This window comes from Streptomyces monashensis, assembly GCF_001866665.1.
In the GTDB taxonomy this organism is placed as follows: Bacteria; Actinomycetota; Actinomycetes; order Streptomycetales; family Streptomycetaceae; genus Streptomyces; species Streptomyces monashensis.
In genome coordinates this window covers 32,362-50,376 of the sequence record NZ_MLYO01000023.1, presented here as the reverse complement: position 1 = coordinate 50,376, position 18,015 = coordinate 32,362, and the positions used below count along the sequence as shown (strand labels likewise).

At 72.0% G+C, this 18,015-nt stretch carries 17 protein-coding genes and 2 tRNA genes; 10 read left to right on the top strand and 9 right to left on the bottom strand.

Annotated elements, in window-relative coordinates:
• The first annotated feature begins 187 nt into the window (after positions 1-187).
• From qcrB to BIV23_RS13415, 3 genes are all read left to right on the top strand, one after another.
• Entirely contained in the window at positions 188-1,885 is a 1,698-nt protein-coding gene (gene qcrB, locus BIV23_RS13425; protein WP_079173124.1) for a cytochrome bc1 complex cytochrome b subunit, read from the top strand.
• 44 nt (positions 1,886-1,929) lie between these two features.
• The gene (gene tpx / locus BIV23_RS13420; RefSeq protein WP_071381044.1) at positions 1,930-2,430 is read left to right on the top strand and encodes a thiol peroxidase; all 501 of its coding nucleotides are present in this window, start codon (positions 1,930-1,932) and stop codon (positions 2,428-2,430) included.
• A 162-nt stretch (positions 2,431-2,592) separates the two neighbouring features.
• The gene (locus BIV23_RS13415) at positions 2,593-3,192 is read left to right on the top strand and encodes a LysE family translocator (protein ID WP_245790512.1); all 600 of its coding nucleotides are present in this window, start codon (positions 2,593-2,595) and stop codon (positions 3,190-3,192) included.
• 24 nt (positions 3,193-3,216) lie between these two features.
• Here BIV23_RS13415 and BIV23_RS50285 read toward each other — a convergent pair.
• Both BIV23_RS50285 and BIV23_RS13410 read right to left on the bottom strand, forming a co-directional pair.
• Positions 3,217-3,309, bottom strand: a tRNA-OTHER gene (locus tag BIV23_RS50285).
• Positions 3,310-4,088: 779 nt separating this feature from the next.
• Positions 4,089-5,342, bottom strand: a complete 1,254-nt coding sequence (locus BIV23_RS13410; protein WP_071381042.1) for an MFS transporter — start codon at positions 5,340-5,342, stop codon at positions 4,089-4,091.
• Between the two features lie 173 nt (positions 5,343-5,515).
• On the opposite strand from BIV23_RS13410, the gene BIV23_RS13405 reads away from it, so the two are divergent.
• A complete protein-coding gene (locus BIV23_RS13405) occupies positions 5,516-5,833 on the top strand; it encodes a hypothetical protein (protein ID WP_143079079.1) in 318 nt (105 codons plus the stop codon).
• Between the two features lie 120 nt (positions 5,834-5,953).
• On the top strand, positions 5,954-6,670 hold the full coding sequence (locus BIV23_RS13400) for a carbonic anhydrase (protein ID WP_245790511.1): 717 nt from the start codon (positions 5,954-5,956) through the stop codon (positions 6,668-6,670).
• 14 nt (positions 6,671-6,684) lie between these two features.
• Here the strand turns inward: BIV23_RS13400 and BIV23_RS50280 are convergent.
• Positions 6,685-6,777: transfer RNA gene (locus BIV23_RS50280), tRNA-OTHER, on the bottom strand.
• A 107-nt stretch (positions 6,778-6,884) separates the two neighbouring features.
• Complete coding sequence (locus BIV23_RS13395) at positions 6,885-7,724, bottom strand: TetR/AcrR family transcriptional regulator C-terminal domain-containing protein (protein WP_071381040.1); 840 nt, start codon at positions 7,722-7,724, stop codon at positions 6,885-6,887.
• Between the two features lie 253 nt (positions 7,725-7,977).
• Here BIV23_RS13395 and BIV23_RS13390 point away from each other — a divergent pair, with 253 nt between their 5' ends.
• Both BIV23_RS13390 and BIV23_RS13385 read left to right on the top strand, forming a co-directional pair.
• Positions 7,978-9,690 carry an MFS transporter gene (locus BIV23_RS13390; RefSeq protein ID WP_071381039.1) on the top strand — a complete coding sequence of 571 codons (1,713 nt, stop codon included), beginning with the start codon at positions 7,978-7,980 and terminating at the stop codon, positions 9,688-9,690.
• 143 nt (positions 9,691-9,833) lie between these two features.
• Positions 9,834-10,412, top strand: coding sequence for a Type-2Aa cytolytic delta-endotoxin (locus BIV23_RS13385; protein ID WP_071381038.1), 579 nt, complete (start codon positions 9,834-9,836; stop codon positions 10,410-10,412).
• Positions 10,413-10,460: 48 nt separating this feature from the next.
• On the opposite strand, the gene BIV23_RS13380 is transcribed toward BIV23_RS13385, so the two are convergent.
• Together BIV23_RS13380 and BIV23_RS13375 are read right to left on the bottom strand one after the other, a co-directional pair.
• Positions 10,461-12,458 carry a glycoside hydrolase gene (locus BIV23_RS13380; protein ID WP_071381037.1) on the bottom strand — a complete coding sequence of 666 codons (1,998 nt, stop codon included), beginning with the start codon at positions 12,456-12,458 and terminating at the stop codon, positions 10,461-10,463.
• Between the two features lie 66 nt (positions 12,459-12,524).
• Complete coding sequence (locus BIV23_RS13375; protein WP_177239881.1) at positions 12,525-12,800, bottom strand: helix-turn-helix domain-containing protein; 276 nt, start codon at positions 12,798-12,800, stop codon at positions 12,525-12,527.
• 115 nt (positions 12,801-12,915) lie between these two features.
• Here BIV23_RS13375 and BIV23_RS13370 point away from each other — a divergent pair, with 115 nt between their 5' ends.
• Positions 12,916-14,109 (top strand): macrolide family glycosyltransferase, encoded by a 1,194-nt coding sequence (locus tag BIV23_RS13370; protein WP_245790510.1) that lies wholly within the window; start codon positions 12,916-12,918, stop codon positions 14,107-14,109.
• Positions 14,110-14,538: 429 nt separating this feature from the next.
• On the opposite strand, the gene BIV23_RS13365 is transcribed toward BIV23_RS13370, so the two are convergent.
• Together BIV23_RS13365 and BIV23_RS51770 are read right to left on the bottom strand one after the other, a co-directional pair.
• The gene (locus tag BIV23_RS13365; RefSeq protein ID WP_071381035.1) at positions 14,539-15,531 is read right to left on the bottom strand and encodes an alpha/beta hydrolase family protein; all 993 of its coding nucleotides are present in this window, start codon (positions 15,529-15,531) and stop codon (positions 14,539-14,541) included.
• Positions 15,528-15,794, bottom strand: a complete 267-nt coding sequence (locus BIV23_RS51770; protein ID WP_071381034.1) for a hypothetical protein — start codon at positions 15,792-15,794, stop codon at positions 15,528-15,530. The genes BIV23_RS13365 and BIV23_RS51770 overlap by 4 nt, the downstream gene beginning before the upstream one ends.
• Before the next feature lie 144 nt (positions 15,795-15,938).
• Here BIV23_RS51770 and BIV23_RS13355 point away from each other — a divergent pair, with 144 nt between their 5' ends.
• A complete protein-coding gene (locus BIV23_RS13355) occupies positions 15,939-16,412 on the top strand; it encodes a hypothetical protein (RefSeq protein WP_071381033.1) in 474 nt (157 codons plus the stop codon).
• Positions 16,413-16,688: 276 nt separating this feature from the next.
• Positions 16,689-17,477, top strand: a complete 789-nt coding sequence (locus tag BIV23_RS13350; protein ID WP_143079078.1) for a hypothetical protein — start codon at positions 16,689-16,691, stop codon at positions 17,475-17,477.
• Positions 17,478-17,513: 36 nt separating this feature from the next.
• Here BIV23_RS13350 and BIV23_RS13345 read toward each other — a convergent pair whose 3' ends face one another.
• The gene (locus tag BIV23_RS13345; RefSeq protein WP_071381031.1) at positions 17,514-17,846 is read right to left on the bottom strand and encodes a helix-turn-helix domain-containing protein; all 333 of its coding nucleotides are present in this window, start codon (positions 17,844-17,846) and stop codon (positions 17,514-17,516) included.
• Positions 17,847-18,015 lie beyond the last annotated feature (169 nt).

The window sequence follows — 18,015 nt, the reverse complement described above, 5'->3', positions numbered from 1 at the left end:
GGCCCGGCCCACGGCGGCCGCCGCGACCGTCGGTCCGCACCCGGCGACCCGTCCTGCCCGATCGCCTGCGAAGGGAGCGACGAACGTCCGGAACCAGTGACATGAGGTGCATGGAGCGGTCGCCCGCACACCGGCGGGACCGCTGACAGCCGATGCTTCCGAGCACGCGAGGGGAGAGCACGCGGGGATGAGCGCCACCGAAAGAGCACCGCACAGCGAGCGCGGCACGGCGCCACGGGGCGAGCGCACCGCCGACTGGATGGACGGCCGGCTCGGGGTCTACAGCTTCCGGTTCCTGCTCCGGAAGGTGTTTCCGGAGCACTGGTCGTTCATGTTCGGCGAGATCGCGCTCTACAGTTTCGTCGTCCTGCTGCTGACCGGGATCTGGCTGACACTCTTCTTCGACCCGGGCATGTCGGAGACCGTCTACCACGGCTCGTACGTTCCGCTTCAGGGCATACCGATGTCGCAGGCCTATTCCTCCACCGTCCACATCAGTTTCGACGTGCGCGGCGGTCTGTTCGTCCGCCAGCTGCACCACTGGTCGGCCCTCACCATGATCGCCGCGCTGTGCGCCCACACGCTGCGGCACCTGCTCACCGGCTCGTTCCGCAAGCCGCGCGAGATCAACTGGCTGATCGGCTTCGTACTCCTGGTCCTGGTGACCCTGGAGGGCTTCGTCGGCTACTCGCTCCCCGACGACCTGCTCTCCGGCACCGGCCTGCGCATCGCCGAGGGCGTCACGCTCGCCATCCCGCTCGTCGGAACGTATCTGACGATGTTCCTCTTCGGCGGCGAGTTCCCCGGCCACCACGTGATCGGCCGCTTCTACAGCTTCCACATCCTGCTCGTCCCGGGCATCATCGTGGCGCTGCTGACCGTGCACCTGATCCTGGTCTTCTACCACAAGCACACCCAGTTCCGGGGTCCGGCCCGCACCGAGGAGAACGTCGTCGGCCAGCCCCTGTTCCCGCACTACACGGCCAAGGCCGGCGGCTTCTTCTTCCTCATCGCCGGTGTGCTCTGCCTGCTCGCGGGCATCGCCCAGATCAACCCGGTGTGGACCTACGGCCCCTACCGGCCCGACCAGATCTCCCAGGGCTCCCAGCCCGACTGGTACATGGGCTTCCTCGAAGGCGCCCTGCGGGCCATGCCCGCCTGGGAGTTCGGCGTCGCCGGGCACACCGTGAACATGGGCGTCCTGGTCCCCGCCGTCATCCTGCCCACGCTGATGACGGCCGTGGCCGCCCTGTGGCCGTTCCTGGAGTCCTGGGTCACCGGGGACAAGCGCGAGCACCACCTCCTGGACAAGCCGCGCGACCACCCCACACGGACCGCGTTCGTCACCTCCTTCGTCGCCCTGTACCTGGTGCTGTTCTTCGGCGGCGCCAACGACGTCCTGGCCGAGCGCTTCCACCTGAACCTGAACCAGATCACCTGGTCGGTGCGCATCGGCGTCTTCGTCGTCCCGGCGCTGGCGTACGTCATCACCCGCCGGGTCTGCCTGGGCCTGGCCCGGCGCGACCGCGACGAGCTCCTGCACGGCCGCGAGACCGGCCGCCTTCGGAGGCTGCCGCACGGCGAGTTCGTCGAGGTCCACGAGCGGCTGGACCGCCGGCGCGAGTACGCCCTGCTGGCCCGCGGGGACTACCACCCCCTCCCGGCACCCGCGGCCGAGGCCGACGGCATCCCCAACCCGAACCTGCGCAAGGAGATGCTCCGTTACCGGCTCAGCCGCTGGCTCTACGGCAACCAGATCGCCAAGCCGACCGAGCGGGAGATGCGGCAGGCCCTCGACCACTTCGCCCACGCCGCGGGCGGCCACCGGGCGCTGCCCGCCCGGCGTTCGGTGGCCGAGCCCCGCGAGGAGGCCGGCGAACCGTAGGATCGGGCACGTCTGTCGATGGAATCGTCACGAGGAGGCCTCTGATGGCTCAGGTCACTGTCAAGGGAAACCCGGTTCAGGTCAACGGCTCACTGCCGCAGCCGGGCGACAAGGCCCCGGCATTCGCGTTGGTCGACGCGAATCTGACGGACACGTCGCTGTCGGACTTCGCCGGGCAGCGCAAGATCCTCAACATCTTCCCGAGCGTCGACACCCCCACGTGCGCGGCCTCTGTGCGCACGTTCAACGCCCAGGCCGGCGACCTGGCCAACACCGTGGTGCTGTGCATCTCCGCCGACCTGCCCTTCGCCCAGGCGCGGTTCTGCGGCGCGGAGGGACTGGAGAACGTGCGCACCCTCTCGACCCTGCGCGGACGCGTCTTCCACGAGGACTACGGCGTGTCGATCGCCGACGGCCCGCTGGCCGGCCTGACGGCCCGCGCCGTGGTGGTGCTGGACGAGAACGACACGGTCGTGCACTCGCAGCTCGTCAAGGAGATCGGCGAGGAGCCCGACTACGAGCAGGCGCTCACGGCCCTGAAGTAGGCGCGACGTCACCAACGGTTCGGGCCGGCGGGGCCGGGGGCGCCGCGGGGCGCGCCCGTCCCCGTCCCCGTCCCCGACCCTCCCGGGAGCCCCCGAACGCACACCTCGCACACCCTGATCACCGCCGGGTCGGCCTTCGCCGGCGTGGCCATGCTCATCAACATGGCACCCGGCCCCGACTCGCTGCTCGTCGTCCGCACGTCCGCGACCCGGGGCAGAGGGAGCGGACTGGCCGCCGCCCTCGGTGTCCTCACCGGCTGCGTGGGCTGGGGCCTCGCCACAGCCGTCGGTCTGACGGCCCTGCTGACCGCGTCCCGCCTGGTGTACGACACGCTCCGCATGTGCGGCGCCGCGTACCTCGTCCTCCTGGGAGCCGCCGCGCTTCGGCACGCCCGGAAACCGCCCACCCCCGAACCGCCCGCCTCCGGGGCGTCCGAGCGGACGACCACCGCCCCGCCCGGCCGCCGGGCGGCATTCCGCACCGGCGTGGCGACGAACCTGCTGAACCCCAAGGCGGGGGTGTTCTACATGAGCCTGATCCCGCAGTTCGTCCCGCCGGACGCGCCGGCGTTCGGCGCGACCCTGCTCTTCACCGCCATCGACACGGCCGAACTCGCCCTCTGGTACTGGCTCCTGACCCGCGCCGCCTCGGCGCTGAGCGAGCGCGTCCGACGCCCCGTGTTCCGCCGCCGTCTCGAACAGCTCACCGGCGTGGCCTTCCTGGGCTTCGCCGCCGACCTCCTCACCGACCGCTCACCGTGAGCGGGCGAGCGAAGGCGGCCTGTGCGGAGAGGGCAGGATTCGAACCTGCGTGGACCACGAGGGTCCGACTTCGGGCTGCCGCCCTGGTCCCCGATAAGCCGCTCCGGGCACCTCTCCTCGCTCCCGGCCTCCGCGGTGTTCCGCGGTGCCGTTCACGAGTACGACGATGGCAGGACCGGCTGACATACGTCTGACACGCTGCTGACCAGGGCCCGCCCGGGAGCTGCCCGGTCAGCTCCGGCGCCGGCGCAGGGACGCGTCCGTCAGGAGCGGGGGCGTGTAGTCGGCGCACGGGGGGTTGAGGCCGGTGCCCGCGGGACCAGTGGTCCCGGTTGCCCCAGGCTCCGAGCATCATCGTGCCGAGTGCCAGACGGCTGACCGTGATTCCGGTGCGGCCGAGAGTGGTGTGACGTACGAGGGTTCCTTCCGGTTGGTGCGGTGTGCTGCCGCACCATGATTCGGCAGCAACGGCCGGGTATCCAGGCCCGCTTCGACCGGGGGCGACGTGATCCTGGTACTGTCGGTCCCAGATACGGCCTCCGCGGGACGCGGCGTGCGAACCTGGGAGACATCCTCCGCAGCCGGTCCTCCTCGCCCGTCCTCGGCCGCCGCCTGGACATCCCGGCCCGGAACACACGGGCGGCCCGTGTCCTCACCGACATCGCCGCACTGCCGCCCGCCGCCCGCAACGTCGCCGAACCGGTCTTCTGCCCGGGCCCCGACGGTCACGCAGCGCACCCCGGCGCCCCGGAGCCAGCCGCGCTGATCCACGAACTCGCCCGCTGCAGCTGCCACTTCCGGCGGCTCCGGGCTGGGACGACGGCCCGTTCCAGTCTGGAGACCCTGGTCCCGGCGGACGACCCCGACCGGACGGCGCGGGGCGTCGGCTCAGGTCCTCACGCGGAGGCGACCGGCGGCGGGGCGGGAAGCGTCCGGCCCAGCCGGGCGAGCGGGGACAGGGCCATCAGCGCCGGCGACAGCAGCATGCCCGCGGCCGTCACCAGCAGGCTGACGCGCGTCCCCCACACGTCCGCGAGAAAGCCGCCGAGCAGCGAGCCGAGCGGCGTCGTCCCCATGCCGGCGCAGTTGATCGTCGCGGCCACGCGGCCCTGCATCCCGTCCGGCGTGACGGTCTGCCGGACGGCCATGACCGTGACGTTCACCAGCTGGCTGCAGGTCCCGAAGACGACGTTGACCGCGACGAGCGCGGGAACCGTCACCGTGGAGGAGCCGTGCAGTGCGGGCACGAACAGGAACACGCCGTCGCCGAGTGCCGCCGCGGACACGAGCACGGCGCCGTGTCCGAAGCGGCCCGGCAGACGGGCGGCCAGCAGTGAACCCAGCAGCGCGCCCGGCCCCGTCGCCGCGAGTGCCGACCCGATGGCCGCGCCCGACAGGCGCAGGTCCCGTGGCAGGAACAGCAGACAGACGGTCATGACCGCCGCGAAGAAGAACTGGAAGGCGGCCGACGCAAGGCACACGGTCCGCAGCGAGGTGTCGCCCGCGACGAAGCGGAGGCCCTCATGGATCCGCCGCCCAACCCGAGGCGGACGTTCCGAACGCGACGGGACGGACTCGTGGCGACCGGTCCGGCGCATCGACAGAATCGACAGGGACGACAGGACGAAGCACACCGCGCCGGCGGCGGCAGCGATCGGCGCCGACAGCACGGACACCAGCACACCGCCGAGGGCGGGACCGCCGATCTGCGCGGCGGACCGGCTGCCCTCCAGCGCGCTGTTGCCCCGCACCAGCTGATCGCGTCTCACCAGCCGTACCAGAGACGTCTGGTACGCCACGTCGAAGAAGACGGACAGCGCCCCGACGGCGAAGGCCACCACGAGCAGCGCCGGCAGGCCGAGCCCACCGAGGAGGCCGGCCACAGCGGCGGCGCCCAGCGCCAGCGCCCGGCCGGCGTCCGCCAGCACCATCAGCGTGCGGGTCCGCCACCGGTCCACCCACACGCCGACGAACAGGGACAGCAGCAGAACCGGCGCCTGCCCCACCGCACGCAGTGCGCCCAACTGGCCGGCACCGGCCCCGAGCGTCAGGACGGCGAAAAGCGGCAGCACCACCAGACTTGCCTGTTCGCCCAGTTGGGAGGCCGTCTGCCCGATCCAGAGCCGGCGGAAGGCGGCGTCCCGCCACAAGGGTGACGGCGTGCGTCGAACGGCTATGTCCCCGCTCCTCGTGAGTCACTCGCTGCGCGCACGGTAGCTCCCGCTCGGCAGGGCGCGAAAGGCGATTTCCGATGCCCTGCCCGGACGGGGTTCGGGGCGTCGTCACCCTGATGGTCCGCGCCGACCGGCAGAACCGTCCGGTCGTGGTGAAGATGATCAGGACAAGAGGGGGGAAGCGAAAGGAGCTGTCTGTGTTCCGCTCGATTGCCACGGTATTGGCCGCTACTGCCCTCACCGGTTTCCTGGGCGCCGGCATCGCCGGTGCCGTCCCCAACCAGACCCAGGCCTCCGCGGCCGTCGTCCAGCAAGCGAAGGCCGGCGGCGGCGACGGCGTCGGTGGCCTCGGCGCCGGCGGTAAAGACGTCGGCGTCGGCGTCGCCGGCGTGAACGCCAGCGGCACCGGCGGTGTCGGTGGCCTTGGTTCCAACGGCAACGAAGGCAACGGCGTCGGCGGTCTGTGAGGTCCTCGCCACTGTTCCCCCCGGCCCCCGCCTCGTGCGGGGGCCGGGGGGTTGCGGCAAGAGGGCAGGCACAGGTCCGTACGGCGCGGAAGGGATCGGCTGATGGGCACGACCAGGCGTGTGGACCGTAGAGCTCTGCTGGCGGGCTCCCTCGCGGGCGCCGCGGCCGCCCTCACGGGGTGCGCGTCGACGAGCGCCGCCACTCCGGAGGCCGGCGCCTCACCCAGCCCGCGCCCGACCACGCCCGCCGCGGCGTTCGCGAGACTGATGGACGGCAATGCGCGCTGGGTGAGCGGAAGGCTCCAGCACCCCGACCGGGACCCCGACCGGCGTCAGCTCGTGGCTCAGCAGCAGGAGCCCTTCGGGGCGATTCTCTCGTGCATCGATTCCCGGGTGCCGCCCGAGCTTCTCTTCGACACCGGACTGGGCGACCTCTACGTGATGCGCACGGGAGGGCAGGCGGTCGGTCCGGTGGTCACCGGTTCCGTCGAGTACGGCCCGATGACGAGCGGCACCCCGCTCGTCGTCGTCCTCGGGCATCAACGCTGCGGCGCCGTCAAAGCGGCGTACCAGTCCCTGCGTGACGACAAACCCCTGCCCGGCAACCTCCAGGCGATCGTCACGGCGCTGCGGCCGGCGTACGAGCAGGCGGTGCGGGAAGGCGGCGCCGACCCGGTCGAGACGATGGCCCGGGCCCAGGTGAAGCTGACCGCGAGCGCGCTCCGCTCCAACGAGGACCTCGCCCCGTTGGTGCGCAAGGGCTCCCTGGCGGTGGTCGGCGCGTACTACTCGCTCGACACCGGAACGGTGGAAGTCCTGGCCGGCAGGCCCTCCTGAACCGTTCGACGATGCGGAGAGGGCAGGATTCGAACCTGCGTGGACCGCGAGGGTCCGACTTCGGGCTGCTGCCCTGGTCCCCGATAAGCCGCTCCGGGCACCTCTCCTCGCTCCCGGCCTCCGCGGTGTCCCGCGGTGCCGTTCACGAGTACGACGGTGCCAGGGCCGACTGACGCGCCTCTGACCTGCCGCTGACGCGCCGACCCGCGGTGGTTCAGGCGGTGCCCGCGGAGTTGCCTGCGGTGTTGCCTGTATCCGGGTCGGCGTCGGGCTCCGGGGCCGGGTCGGTCGCCGGGGCCGGCAGATAGCTCGCCAGGCCGCGCAGGATGATCTCCAGTCCGATGTCGAACCTCTCGTCGGAGGTGTCGGCCACCATCAGACCGGACAGGGCGCGCAGGTGGGGGAAGTCCTGCGCGGGCAGGGACGCGAAGTAGTTCCGCATCTCGTCGGCCATCTCGTGCCAGTCGGGGCGGGCCGGCGAGGCGGCGCCGCCCTGCTGAGCGGCCCGGTCCTGCCACATGCCCTCCTCCAGGACGAACCCGTCGATGTAGGTGGAGATGAGGTCACCGGCCTCCGCCGCGATGCGGTCCGGCAGCCCGGCGGTGCGGAAGACGGCGAGCAACGCCTCGACGTGCGGCAGCAGTTCGGCGGTGAAGGGGACGTGCCCCATGGAGATCCTGGCCATGTCCCGGTGGGACATCAGGCGCCGGCGCCAGGTACGGGCGAAGTCCCGCAGCTGCTCCTGCCAGCGCTCCGGATCGGCCGCGGGCATCGCGTAGCCGTCGAAGAGCCGTGTGTACATGAGCTCCAGGAGGTCGTCCTTGGAGCTGACGTGGGCGTAGAGGGCGGAGACGGCGACCCCCAGTTCGGCCGCCACCTGGCGCATCGACAGGCCGTCGAACCCCTGCCGGTCCAGCACGGTGAAGGCGGCCTCGACGACCCGTTCGCGCGAGAGCGGCGCGCGTGCGGGCGTGCCGTGGGGGCGCGCGGGGCGCTCGCGCTGCCACGGGGACGGCGGAGGGGGTGCGGGGGTGCCGGCGGCCGCGTCGCTCATGGTGACCAGTCTAAAGACCCGGAGAACAGTGTTCTGCCCAGGGTGAGGACGTCGGTGAGGGCGGTCTCCCGCGTCCCTCCCGCTCAGGCTGAGACGCGATATATCTTGTCTTGGCGGCGATGACGCTATATCGTAATGAACGACGTTCTCTCGATGAGCACTGTTCTGTTACGGTGAACAGTGTTCTCTCATCCCGTCCCTGCCCGCGCCCGCGCCTCCCCGGCCCGACGCGGCCTTCTGCGAGGAGTCTGCGATGTCCACCACCGGTGTCGCGTCCGTCGAGACGCCCACCGACACGCCAGCGCCGTACCGGTGGCGCTGGGCTGCGCTCTTCGTGATCCTGGCGGCCGAGGTGATGGACCTCCTCGACGCCGTCGTCACGAACATCGCCGGCCCCTCCATGCGGGCCGACCTCGGCGGCGGCGCCTCCACCCTCCAGTGGCTCGCGGCCGCGTACACCCTCTCGATGGCCGTCGGGCTCGTCACCGGCGGGCGGCTGGGGGACATCCACGGGCGCCGCCGGATGTTCATGGTCGGAGCCGTCGGCTTCACCCTGGGCTCGCTGCTGTGCGCGGTCTCCGCGTCGCCCGGGATGCTGATCGCGGCGCGCGTCGTGCAGGGCCTGTTCGGCGCGGTGATGCTGCCGCAGGGCCTCGGCATGATCAAGGAGATGTTCCCGCCGAAGGAGTCGCAGAAGGCCTTCGGGATGTTCGGCCCGGTCATGGGGCTGTCGGCGGTGTGCGGGCCGATCCTGGCCGGCTGGCTCGTGGACGCCGACTACTTCGGCACCGGCTGGCGGATGATCTTCCTGATCAACCTGCCGCTGGGCGCCGCCGCCTTCCTCGGCGCGCTGCGCTACCTGCCCAGGGGCCGGTCCGGCCACCGGCCGCGCCTCGACATACCCGGCATGCTCCTGGTCTCGCTGGCCGCGCTGCTCATCATCTTCCCGCTGGTCCAGGGCCGTGAGTACGACTGGCCCGGGTGGACGTTCGCGATGATGGCCGCCTCGGTCCTCGTCTTCGCGGCCTTCGCCCTCTACGAGTCGCGGCGCAGCAGGACCGGCCGTGACCCGCTGGTCGTCCCCAGCCTCTTCCGCAAGCGCGGGTTCAGCGGAGGCATGACGCTCGGGCTGGTCTTCTTCTCGACCATGCAGGGCTTCATGCTGGTCTTCAACCTCTACACCCAGATCGGCCTCGGCTACTCGCCGCTGAGGGCGGGCCTGGTGATGGTGCCCTGGTCGGGCGGCATGATCGTCGGCTTCGGGGTCGCCCAGGCCGTCGCCCGCTTCGGCCGGGCCGTGCTCCAGGCGGGTACGGCGGTCATGGCGCTCGGCGTGTTCGGCGTGTGGCTGACCCTCGACACGGTGGGCGGCGGCGTCGGCCCCTGGCAGCTCGTGCCGGCCCTGCTCGTCACCGGCATCGGGATGGGCCTGCTCATGGCCCCCTTCTTCGACATCGTGCTCGCCAGCGTCGAGCAGCACGAGACGGGTTCGGCGTCCGGCACGATGACCGCGATGCAGCAGCTCGGCGGCGCCTTCGGCGTGGCGCTCCTCGGCACCGTGTTCTTCGGCCTCCTGGGCGGCGGCATCGCCACCGCCGTCGACCACCACTCGGCCGGTCTGCGGGGCCAGTTGAGCGCCGCGCACGTGGCGCCGGCCGCCCAGGACCGCGTCGTGGCGGACCTGCGGCGCTGCGCCTCGGACCGTGCCGTCGCCAAGGACCCCGCCGCCACCCCGGCCTCCTGCGTCCGCCTGGACGAGGACACCCGGTCCGCCATGACGTCGCCGCAGGCCGGCGCCCGCATACCCGGCGCGCTGGAGACCACCGCGAAGTCGGCCTTCCGCACCGGTTTCGGCTCCGTGATGAAGACGGTGCTGTGGATCGTCGACGGCATGCTCGTCCTGACGTTCCTGCTCTCCTTCCTCCTGCCGCGCCACGCACGCCCCGAGGACTCCGCCGGCCACTGAGCCCCGGCGGTCCACGAGGAGTCGCTGTTCCCGCTGCCGTCCTGCGGGGCGCCCGTCGTATCGGCGCCCCGCGGGACGCGACGGCGCACCGCTACGGCATACTGACGCCCCATCGATGCAACAAAATGTTGAAGGAGGGGAAGTTGGCAGCCTGTTTCAGGACGGTCACCGAGGTGGGAGAGCCCCATCTCGCCCAGGCGGAGGCCCTGGCGCGCGCCTTCCAGGAGGCGATCGCGCCCGCCACCGTCAACTACGACTTCGGCCACATCCGCGATGCCGCCGCCCGGCTTCCCGACAGCGACATCGTCAGGACGATCCGTGGCTGGGGGCTCCAGGAGGAGGCGCCGGTCGTCGTGATGGCGCTCTCCCTCAAGGAGGCGGTCCGCCAGGCGCTCCCGCCCGAGGCCGCTCGGGCGTCGTTCTGGGACACCGTCGAGCGCGAGCTCGTGGACGCCTTCACCGGTCTCGCCGCGCAGGAGGGCGCACCGGGACTGGCCTACTACGACGAGGGCCCGGACCGCACCAGCTACTACCGCGATCTGTTCTTCACCCTCCAGGACGAGGACGCCGGCGCCTGCCTGTACGCCGTCGCCTTCTGCGCCGACGTCACCGTCGGCCTCGGCAAGTCCCGGGTGGGCGCCCTGGGGCTCGCCGACACCGCACCGTTCGCGGTCCGGCTCGACGCGATCGTCGTACGCCAGGAACTCGCGGACGCGACCTGATCCGCCGGGCACCGCCGCACATCCCAGAGGCCGGGCAGGCGGTCGCCGTCACAGACCGGCCGGGCACAGCCGCTGGGCCCGGCCGCCGTCGACCGCGGCGTCGACACAGCCCGCGGGCAGGCCGTCGTGCGCGCGGTCCGAGAAGTTGGCCGTGACGGTCAGGACGCCGTCGCCGAACGTCGTGCGCTGCACCAGCCGGTCGGGCGTCAGCCACCGGAAGCCGGTCATCGGCCGGGTGGCCGCGGCCTTGTGCAGGGGCTCGAAGTACTTCTGCAGCTGGGCGATCTGCCTGCCGTGCGCGTCCAGTTCCGCCTTGTCGAGGACGACGTTCAGCGGCACGTTGTACAGCATGGCCAGCAGCGCGCGGGTACGGCTCTGGTCGGGCAGCTTCGACCAGGACAGCTCCCAGCGCTCGGTGCTGACGACCGAGTCGTGCAGCACGGTCTGGTACAGCGGCACCCGGTACCTGGGGTCGTACATCGCCTTCGCGACGTCGGCCGGCAACCGGACGGGTTTGAAGAAGATCCCGGGTGCGCCGGCCGGCGCGTAACCGCCCCAGGTGGCCCGGTCCCGCTCCAGGGACCACAGCCGATCGGGTGCCGGGGTCCCGGAGCCGTGGCTGAAGGCGAGCACACCGTTCGCCCAGGAACCGGCGCTCTCCGAGCCGACCACCAGCCCGCGGCCGCCGGACAGCCGGGCCAGCCGCCGCAACCGGTTCTCCCGGTCCCGCGCCTGGGTCATCGGGTGCGCGGGGGAGTGGTCGGTGAACAGCTCGCCGGCGGCGTCCACATCGAGGAAGTAGCTGTTCGCGCCGTTCGCGGTCATGTCGCGGGTGCGGTCGGCCAGATAGTGGTGGGCCGGCTCGGCGCCGCGCAGCGCCTCGGAGCTGACGTAGCAGCCGCGTCCGCCGAAACCGGTGACGATCCTGCCGTCGGCTCCCCGCACACAGGCGTCCTGCCACACGGGCGCGGGCCACGTGGACACCGAGGAGTCGGCCGCGGCGGGGTCCTGGGCGTTGGCCCACGAGTCGTACGGTCCGACGAGGTAACCGGACCGCTCGGCCAGGCTCACCGCCGAGCGGTCCATGGGGGAGCCGTCGGCGTCGTAGCCGAGCCACATCCTGTCGATGCCCAACTCCCGCAGGCGCTGGACGCCTTGGGCGGTGCGGGCCTGGCCCCAGGTGTAGGCGTGGAAGGCGCCCACCAGCTTGCCGACCTCGGGGTTGCGGGCGATCTTCCGGCGCAGGGTGGTGATGCCGCCGTGGGCCTGGAGCCAGGCCCGGTAGTCGCGGGCGGCGGCCACCGGCGAGCCGTCGGTGAGGGCGAAGGTCAGCGTGTAGTCGAGCGTGTCCTGCGCGGGGGAGAAGGCGTGCTCGGTCTCGGTGTGCAGCCGGCCGCCGGCGGAGACGAACTTCAGCGTGGTGGCGATGTCGGACTCGGCGATGTAGCTCGCGCCGTGCCCGTCGCGCAGGCTGGTGCCCCAGAACGGCATGGTCAGACCGTCGGACAGGCCCGCCTCGGAGCCCGCGAGCCCGGCCCCCGCGGAGTTCCACCAGCGGTCGGCGACCGGCACCGACAGGCCCTCGCCGCGCGGGAACTGCACCTCGCTCGTGTTCGGGTCGGTGGCGGTCACCGGCCAGGTCAGCGTGGACTTCCGGGCGGAGCGCACGGTCACCGCCAGCCGCCCGTCGCGCGCGGCCGCGGTGACCGTGAGGCCCTTCGCCGGATACCTCCAGGTGGCCCTGTCCCCGTGCACCGAGATCCGCGCGACCGGACCGAGGGCGTCGGCCGCCGGAGCCGACAGCTGCCAGGCCCGTCCGTCGTCCGCCCGGCCGCGCACGGCCAGCGAGGCGGCGTCCACCACGACACGCCCACCGGCGACGGGCACGGTGACCCGGTTGCCGCGCACCTGGACCTGCCGCCCGTCCCGGCCGTCCCGCCCGCCCGCGCCGAACGCGGCGGCCGTGCCGACCACCCCGATCACCGTGAGTACGGCGCCCAGCGCGACGATCCTCTTCTTGCTCTTCCTGAGCTTCCTCGCCTTCATGGGCCGCCACTGTCACGGGAAGTTCTAAGAACATTGTGAGAGCGCTCGGTGGGCCTTCGGCTGTGCTCAGGCGTCCTTGGGGACGTCGTGGCGGGTTGCCCGGCCGAACTCGTCCTCCAGGCGGCCCAGGAGGCGGCCGAGCAGCGCGTTGAGTTTCTCGATGTCCTCGGGGGAGAGGGCGTCGGCGAACAGGTCGTGTTCCCGGGCGGTGCGTTGCTCCGTGGCGGCACGCCGGCGGTCTCGGCCGCGCGGGGTGAGCCGGACGGGCTTGCTGCGGCCGTCGGCCACGGCGACGGACTCGATCAGGCCGGCCTGGGCGAGGCGGGCCAGACGCACGCTCATCGTGCCCGAGGTGATGCCCGGTTGCGACAGGGACGAGGACGTGTGCTCCGCGTTGCCTGGTCGGGGTTCTCGGCGTTTGCCTGCCGTAGAGACCTCTATCCAAGGAAGTACGGTTATGCACCTTAAGAACCATTCAGCCCATATCGCCATGGTCGGCACGCCTTTGGTCAGCCATGTGCTGCCCAGCCTGGAGATCATCCGTGAGCTGGTGACCCGCGGTCACCGCGTGACGTACGCCAATGCCGGCCCTGGCGCCGAGCTGGTCACCGCCACCGGCGCCGAACTGGTCGGCATCACGTCCACCCTGCCGGGCGCCGACCGCGACTGGCCGCAGGATCCCATCGCCTGCGCCTCCCTCTTCCTCGACGAGGCGGAGGCCGTTCTGCCGCAGCTGCACGCCGTGTACGACGACGATCCCGCCGACCTGTACCTCTACGACGCCGGCGCGTACGCGGGCCGCGCGCTGGCCGAGGCACAGGACCGCGCTCTCGTCCAGCTGTCCGCGGCGCAGGTGGCCTGGGAGGGCGCCCAGGAGGAGATCGCCGCGGCGTACGCGCGGTTGCCCGGAGGTCCCGCACACCGGGCGCGGTTCGCGGACTGGCTGGCGGGGTGCGGTGCGGTGACCGGGAACGTGGAGGAGTTCACCAGCTACCCGCGGCGCGCGCTGGCCATGATCCCGCGCGCCATGCAGCCGCACGCGGACCGTGTCGACACCGAGGCGGTGACGTTCGTCGGCCCGTGTCTCGGCGCCGACCCGAAGCAGGACGGCTGGACGCGGCCGGACGGCGCGAAGAAGGTGCTGCTGGTGTCGCTGGCCGGCTCGGCCTCCCCGGAGCCGCAGGAGATCCACCACCAGTGCGTGGCGGCGTTCGCCGATCTCCCGGGATGGCATGTGGTGCTGCAGACGGGCGGCGGCGACGATCTCGCCGAGCGGGTTCCCCGCAACTTCGAAGTGTGGCCGTGGGCGCCGCCGTTGACGATGCTGGAGCAGGCGGACGTATGGGTGACGCACACCGGTATGGCCGGCAGCGGGGCGGGCCTGTACGCCGGGGTGCCGATGATCGCGGTACCCCACGGGCCCGACCAGTCCCTCCACGCGGACCGGCTCGTCGAACTGGGCGTCGCCCGCCGGCTCGACCCCGCGGACGTCACGGCGGCGGCGCTGCGTACCGCCCTGATGGAACTCATCGGCGATCCGCAGGTCGCCACGCGCTCGGCGTGGCTGTGGTCCGAGGTACGCGCCGAGGGCGGCGCGTGCCGGGCCGCGGATCTGATCGAGGAGCAGCTGGTGGCGGAGCCGGTGGGCTGAGAACGGGTGCGGTCTCTCCTGCCGGGACCCCGGCCCGGGCGCGAGGACGGCGCGAAGGAGCGGACGTGCCCGATGGGCGCGAGGGACTCGGCGGGACGGTGCTCGGGCTCGTGGCTTCCAGCCGAGGTGAGCGGCAGCGGCGTACGGTCTGCCGACCGGGCGCCGCTGCCGCGGCCCGGAGCGACCGCGCCCCGTCGGCGGGGCGCCCGGAATCAGCGACATCTGACGGCCGTTGGTGCCCGCCCCGTGGTGCAGCACGACCTTCGCCTCCGTGGCGGGGTCGCGGTGGCGGTCGAGGTGGACGCGGTGTCCGCGCCGGTCCCAGAACTCCTCCTCGGGCGGTGGTGGGCTGGGGGCGGTGCCTTTCGGCGCGGCCTGACCGCGGGTCAGGCGTGGTGCGGGTCGACGATGTCGGAGATCGTCGTGTGCTCACGCCGATGCGTCCGTCAGGAAGCGTGTGATGTGGTCGCCGAGGTACGGCAGCCAGTCCGGTCGTGCGTTGCCGAGGAGGTGGTCGCCGTGCGGGACGGACAGATAGGTGCCGTGCGGTGCCAGACGGGCCAGGGGCTCGCCGTTCGTCACGCCGGGAATGACGTCCAGGTCACCGTCCACGACCAGGAGGGGGGCCGCGATGCGGGGTGCCAGGGCGGCAAGGTCGACGTGGCGGGCGAACTCGCGGGCGGCGTCGGCACCTCCGGCGCGTCGGGCCATGATGTCCCGCACCCGCGGGGGCACTTTCTCCCAGTCCAAGCGGAAGGGGCCGCTGACGGTGGCGGCCACCGCCACGCGGGGCTCCACGGCCGCGGTCCGGGCCGCGAAGTAGCCGCCCAGGCTGAGGCCGACGAGTCCGATGCGTGCGACGCCGAGGGCGTCGATGACCCGGCCCACGACCTGCTCGTAGTCCGGCCTGAGGGCCGTCGTCGCCGCGAGCACGCCCTGCCCGGGACCGTCCATGGCGAACACGGCCAGTCCCCTGGCCAGCAGTGCGGACACCAGATCGAGGAACTCCTCCTTGGCCGAGTCCAGGCCGGGGACGACGACCACGGTGCCGGGCGCGTCGGAGGGGCCGCGCAGCCAACCGGTGAACCCCTCGCCGCTCACGCGTCGTGCACCGGGCTCCAGCGCGGTGAGCGCCCTGCTCAGCGCATGGTCCGCCGCTGCGGCGGCCGAGCCTGCCTCCGGGTACGGCGCGAGCGTGGCGACGTGGAACCACCGGGCCGCCGTCAGCAGGTACTCACCGGCCGAGAGGAGCGATCCGGCGTTCTCCGCACGCTCCAGGTAGGCGTGTCCGGTGCGTACGAAGGACGGTCCCCAGTCGTCGACGGAGGTCAGGCCGGCGGTGACGCGCCGGTATTCGTGGGGGTCGACGCCCGCGCCGACGGCGCGTGTCCACTGGGCGTCGGCGAAGTCGGACACGGTCATCGTGCTTCTCCTGTCAGCAGTACGGCCTTGCCGAGGATCCGGCGTTCGCGCAGGTCGAAGGAGCCGGGGGTGGCCGGGGTGCGGCTCGCCCGGCCGAACCGGGTGAGGGACTCCGGCACGACGTCGAACGGCCCCTGGGCCGCCGCCCGTACGTGGTACGCCTCGACCTCGATGAGCGCCGCACCCGGCTCCGGGGCGGGCTGAGGAGCCTCGGGGAAGGCGACCGGACGCGCCGCCTCCCCCGTGGGAATCAGTCTGTGCATGCCGACGATGCAACCTCCGCGGCCGCCCCGCGATCCAACAACGGACCGGCACCATCGACAACTTTCGGTTGTCGCCCGTGGTGGGTCGGCCGGCGGAACCTCTTCGGGCCGGCATGTCAGAGGCCGCCGGTAGCCTCGGGCGCCATGGGCATTCAGATCGACGTAGTGGTGGGCCACCCGGTCGACGACGAGATGGAGCGGGTGCTCGGGTTGGCCGAGGCGGTCGACGGGCCCGTCACGGTCACGTTCCTGTGGGAGGGGCGTGGAGACGCGGAACGCGCGGTACTGGTGCCCGCGGCCACGCTGGCCCGCTGGGAGCACTGGGCTCCCACCGCCTACCCGGCGGCTGACGCCGGAGCGGAGGACCGGGCCGTGGCGGAGGAGCCGGAACTCGCCCACCCGGCGGAATTCGGCGCGTTCACGCTGTTCCGACGCCGCGTGGGAGGGCGTACGGCAGTGGCTCGCCACGGCGCGGTGGTCGCCGAACTGCTGGACCCCGACGAGGCGCACTGGCTCCAGGAGCAGGCCCGCAGCGTCCGCCAGGGCTTCATGGACCCGGAGCAGAAGGCGGCGTTCGAGGAGTTCCTCGCCCGGCAGGCATCCCCCGACGCCCGGTGACGCGCCGGCTCACGCACGGGAACCGTGCGGCCGCCGTCGGCACCGGGACGGCGGATTCCGGTACGGGTCGGACACGCTGGCCGATTGTCGCTGGAAGTGACGGCGTGGCGTCACGTCGGCTGACATCATCGACTCCACTCGCGGCAGCTTCGGAAGACGGGTGGGCGGCGAGTGGGCTGAGCGTTGGTGTGACACGTGCCGAGAGGGTGGCCCTTTTGGCGTTCGCATGCTGACGGCGGTTGAGCCTGTCCGTGGAACGTCTTGGGGGCGCCGTCGATGAGTTGGCTTCACCACAGCTGGGTGGCTGTTTACGCGTTACCCGCCGGCGTGAGCGCGGGCATCGCGTGGGTGGGGCTGGTGCGCGAGTTCTCCGGCAAGGGGCGTTTGCTGGGCAGCTGGGCGTCGTCGTCCCTGATGTTGCTCGTGCTGGCGTTGATGGGTCTGGTGGCGGCCGGTGCGGTGGTCCTGCTGCCGCATGCGGCGTCGATTCCTCCGGTGGTCGCGGGTGCCGCGACGGGCGCCACGGCGTTGCCCAGACGCAGGCAGGACGAGACGGTGCAGCCGTACGTCAAATTCATGACACTGGGTATCGCCCTGGTCAGGGAGCGGCTGGTGCAGCGTGTCCATCTGGACGCGTGCAGCTGGTCGGACCGCTTTCTGCAGGGCGTCGAGACGTCCGCCCAGCTCAGGGTGTTCGTCCACGATCTCAGGCTGTACCTGCTGGAGCGGCATCCGCTCACCGCCGAGACCAAGACGATCTGCGCGATCTATGCGGATGTGCAGACGGCGATCGACGCGGCGCTGGACGTGCAGACGGGGATCGACGAGGCGTGCCGCCAGGCCGGGCGTGAGGCGACGGGGGACGAACTCGTCGCCCGGCGCCAGGCGTTCGGCACCGCACTCGCCCACTGCGGACACCTGCTGCGCTTCGCGTACGTGCACGGCCGCCGCAGCGAGAACGAGGAGCTCAGGGCCCTGCGTGCGAAGGCGGTGTCCAACGACGCGTTCCACAGTCCGGCCGTGCCGTCGCAGCGCCGCTGGTTCGATCGCTGGCTCACCCGCTGAACACGCGTGCCGGACGGGAGACGCGGGACGTGAGGCTCAGTGGCGGGCCGGAAGGCCGCTGCTGTGGAGGGGTGACGTGTCCGTGCCGCTGCGGGCTCTGGCGTCCGTCGGCTGCGCGCGGGGGCAGAAGGTGATCTGCACGTCGGCGTCCAGCGCTTCCGCCACGGCGGCGAGCGTGCGCACGGTCAGGTTCGCGTCCGCGGACATGATCTGGCTGACACGGCCCGGGCTGACGCCCATGGCCGCCGCCAGGTCGGAGCGGGTCTTGCCCTGGCCGGCCAGCAGGCCGGCCAGGGAGGCCGTCGCCTGTCGCCCTATCCGGGAAGCCGCTAGCGTGGTCCGGCTCTCGTCACGGGCAAAAATGCCCATGATTCACCCCCAACTCATGGAGAGACAACGCTTGTTGCCACTCCATCAGCATGCCACCTTTAGCTAGGGCTAAAAACTCGGTTGGTGAAAACGCTACGCCCCTCACCCCTCTCCAACGGTGCTGACCTGCGGCAGCCCACCGTGAAACTGGCGCAAAGTCATTCTTCTG

What these genes read in the sequence shown, in the direction of transcription:
- qcrB (WP_079173124.1), top strand. Translation starts at nt 188, where the DNA reads ATGAGCGCCACCGAAAGAGCACCGCACAGCGAGCGCGGCACGGCGCCA.
- tpx (WP_071381044.1), top strand. Translation starts at nt 1,930, where the DNA reads ATGGCTCAGGTCACTGTCAAGGGAAACCCGGTTCAGGTCAACGGCTCA.
- BIV23_RS13415 (WP_245790512.1), top strand. Translation starts at nt 2,593, where the DNA reads ATGGCACCCGGCCCCGACTCGCTGCTCGTCGTCCGCACGTCCGCGACC.
- BIV23_RS13395 (WP_071381040.1), bottom strand. Translation starts at nt 7,724, where the DNA reads ATGAGCGACGCGGCCGCCGGCACCCCCGCACCCCCTCCGCCGTCCCCG.
- BIV23_RS13390 (WP_071381039.1), top strand. Translation starts at nt 7,978, where the DNA reads ATGTCCACCACCGGTGTCGCGTCCGTCGAGACGCCCACCGACACGCCA.
- BIV23_RS13380 (WP_071381037.1), bottom strand. Translation starts at nt 12,458, where the DNA reads ATGAAGGCGAGGAAGCTCAGGAAGAGCAAGAAGAGGATCGTCGCGCTG.
- BIV23_RS13375 (WP_177239881.1), bottom strand. Translation starts at nt 12,800, where the DNA reads ATGAGCGTGCGTCTGGCCCGCCTCGCCCAGGCCGGCCTGATCGAGTCC.
- BIV23_RS13370 (WP_245790510.1), top strand. Translation starts at nt 12,916, where the DNA reads ATGCACCTTAAGAACCATTCAGCCCATATCGCCATGGTCGGCACGCCT.
- BIV23_RS13365 (WP_071381035.1), bottom strand. Translation starts at nt 15,531, where the DNA reads ATGACCGTGTCCGACTTCGCCGACGCCCAGTGGACACGCGCCGTCGGC.
- BIV23_RS51770 (WP_071381034.1), bottom strand. Translation starts at nt 15,794, where the DNA reads ATGCACAGACTGATTCCCACGGGGGAGGCGGCGCGTCCGGTCGCCTTC.
- BIV23_RS13355 (WP_071381033.1), top strand. Translation starts at nt 15,939, where the DNA reads ATGGGCATTCAGATCGACGTAGTGGTGGGCCACCCGGTCGACGACGAG.
- BIV23_RS13350 (WP_143079078.1), top strand. Translation starts at nt 16,689, where the DNA reads ATGAGTTGGCTTCACCACAGCTGGGTGGCTGTTTACGCGTTACCCGCC.
- BIV23_RS13345 (WP_071381031.1), bottom strand. Translation starts at nt 17,846, where the DNA reads ATGGGCATTTTTGCCCGTGACGAGAGCCGGACCACGCTAGCGGCTTCC.